Consider the following 2,358-nt stretch of genomic DNA (forward strand, 5'->3'; position numbering starts at 1 on the left):
GCGACCGCCCGGAAGCCCGCGCCGCCCGAAATCATTGNCCCGCCGGGCCGGTATCGCTATGTTCCGCCGCGCCCGGCGGGCCCCGTCCCGCCGACGTCTGAACCCTTTCCCGCCGAGACCCGCGACCCGCTACCGACATGTCCCAACGCGTGTGCATCTCGCTCGACGCCATGGGTGGCGACCACGGGCCCACCACGGTCGTGCCCGGCGCAGCCCTGGCCCGGGAGCGTCATCCCGGCACCACCTTCCTGATGTTCGGCGACGAGGCCGTGATCGCGCCGCTGGTCGCCAAGGAGCCCCGGCTCAAGGATTGCGTCGAGATCCGCCACACCAGCGTGGCCGTGGCCATGGACGACCCCGGGCGCGCGCGGGCAGATTCGCCGCGCGATCGGTCACGGGGCAGGCGAGGGCCGGATGGCAGGCAAGGCGGTACCGCACTTCCACAACGAGCCGGGCGTGCCGGTGATCACCGTGGGCGTGAAGGAGTTCATGTGCATCGGCGCGCTGCCGCCGTTCGACCACCCGCACGTGTTCCTCGACATGGGCGCCGACAACGAGATCATCTGCCAGTACTGCTCGACGCTCTATCGCTACCGGGCCGGCCTGAAGGCCGACGAGGCGGAGCCGCAGGCCTGCGTGTGGCGGGACGACGCCAAGCTCGCGGCGGAGTAGGCGCCGCCCCCCGTGCCCTCTGACAGGCCATCTCTGCGGATCGGGATCGTCGGTGCCGGGATCGGCGGGCTGACGGCGGCTTTGGCGTTGTCGGATGCCGGCCATGCCGTGACGGTGATCGAGCGCCGGACCGGCTTCAGCGAGGTCGGGGCCGGGATTCAGATCTCGCCCAATGCGAGCCGGGTTCTGGCCGGCCTCGGTCTCTCGGCCGCCCTGCGCCGGGCGGCGAGCGAGCCGCCGTCGGTGGAGATCCGGGCCCTCGACAGCGGCCGCCGCATCGGCAGCGTGGCGCTCGGCGCGCAGGCGCAGGCGCGCTTCGGCGCGCCCTACTACGTCATCCACCGCGCAGACCTGCAGACCCTGCTCCTCGACGCGCTGCGCAGTCGTTCGGCGATCCGACTGATGATGGGCCGCACCGTGACGGCCGTCGCCCAGACACCGTCCGAGGCCGCCCTCACCGTCGAGGGCGCGAGCGGTGCCCAGGATGTCGCCTTCGACCTCGCGATCGGTGCGGACGGGATTCGGTCGCGCCTGCGCGCCCATCTCGATACGGCGCCGCTTCGCCCGGGCCAGGCCGCAGCGTGGCGGGCGCTGATCCCCATGGAGGCGGTACCGGAGGAGTTGCGCGGCGCCGCGACCGGTCTCTGGCTCGGCCGAGGCCGGCACGTGGTGCATTACCCGGTGCGGGACGGCCAGTTCCTCAACGTCGTGGCGGTCGTTCCCGAGGCGGTGAGCGACGAGGGCTGGGGCCGCCTCGGGGAGCCGGCCGTCCTGCGCGGGCATCTGCGCGGCTGTGCCGGGCCGCTGCGCGACCTTCTGAGCCTTCCGGATTCCTGGCTGGTCTGGTCGCTCGCCGACCGGGCCGTGGCGCGTCCGCTCGCTCGCGACCGGGTCGCGCTGATCGGCGACGCGGCCCATCCGGTCCTGCCCTACCTCGCGCAGGGGGCGGCCCTGGCGATCGAGGATTCCGCAGTCCTGACCCGTGCCCTCGCGGACCATGCGGATGTGCCGGCGGCGCTCGCCGCGTTCTCGGGCGCGCGGACCGCCCGGGTGCGACGCGTCCAGAAGGCGGCACGGAGCAACGGCCGCACCTATCATGCCGGCGGCGTGGTGGCGCTCGTGCGCAACGCCGTGATCGCCCGGCTCGGCCCGGACGGCATGCGCGACCGCTACGCCTGGCTCTACGGCTGGACGCCCCCCGCTTGATCGGGCCCGCCGCCCCCGCTACCGAGGGCGCATGCGGACGTGGCGGAACCGGTAGACGCACGAGACTTAAAATCTTGCGGCCGCAAGGCCGTGCGGGTTCGAGTCCCGCCGTCCGCACCACCCCGCCATCGCGACGCCCCCGTCCGTGCGGTCGCAACCGGTTCGCAGCCCCGTGAAACCCAGCCCGCGCACCGCCCGTCGGACCGGGGCGCCGGAGGAGAATGGCGTGGTCTACGTGCTCATCATCATGCTGGCCGGCTCGGGCTCCGCGATCGGATCGGTCGAGTTCAACAGCAAGCAGGCCTGCGAGGCCGCCGCGAAGCAGATCGCCGAAGCGGAGCGGCCCTATGGCGGGGCCTCCCCGGTCACCGTGTGTGCGCCGCGGGGTTGAGACGCCTGCGGCGCGGGTCGGCCGGGATCGGTCGCATTTGAGCGATCACCGAAACCGGCTCTGTCGTCTCCCTGCCAGGTCGCCCGCGG

At 73.2% G+C, this 2,358-nt stretch carries 3 protein-coding genes, 1 tRNA gene and 1 pseudogene; all 5 read left to right on the top strand.

The window, feature by feature from the left end; genetic code table 11:
• Nucleotides 1-137: 137 nt before the first annotated feature.
• Nucleotides 138-363, top strand: a pseudogene (locus I53_RS31875) (phosphate acyltransferase); the annotation flags it as partial.
• 51 nt (nt 364-414) lie between these two features.
• The gene (locus tag I53_RS25500; RefSeq protein ID WP_043356067.1) at nt 415-672 is read left to right on the top strand and encodes a zinc-finger domain-containing protein; all 258 of its coding nucleotides are present in this window, start codon (nt 415-417) and stop codon (nt 670-672) included.
• A gap of 12 nt (nt 673-684) precedes the next feature.
• Nucleotides 685-1,878, top strand: coding sequence for an FAD-dependent monooxygenase (locus I53_RS25505; protein WP_043356069.1), 1,194 nt, complete (start codon nt 685-687; stop codon nt 1,876-1,878).
• Nucleotides 1,879-1,911: 33 nt separating this feature from the next.
• A tRNA-Leu gene (locus I53_RS25510) sits at nt 1,912-1,998 on the top strand.
• A 52-nt stretch (nt 1,999-2,050) separates the two neighbouring features.
• Complete coding sequence (locus tag I53_RS33535) at nt 2,051-2,269, top strand: hypothetical protein (RefSeq protein WP_124263037.1); 219 nt, start codon at nt 2,051-2,053, stop codon at nt 2,267-2,269.
• Nucleotides 2,270-2,358: the final 89 nt, after the last annotated feature.

This window comes from Methylobacterium sp. B1 (genome assembly GCF_000333255.1).
Classification (GTDB): Bacteria; Pseudomonadota; Alphaproteobacteria; order Rhizobiales; family Beijerinckiaceae; genus Methylobacterium; species Methylobacterium fujisawaense.

What these genes read in the sequence shown, in the direction of transcription:
- I53_RS25500 (WP_043356067.1), top strand. Translation starts at nt 415, where the DNA reads ATGGCAGGCAAGGCGGTACCGCACTTCCACAACGAGCCGGGCGTGCCG.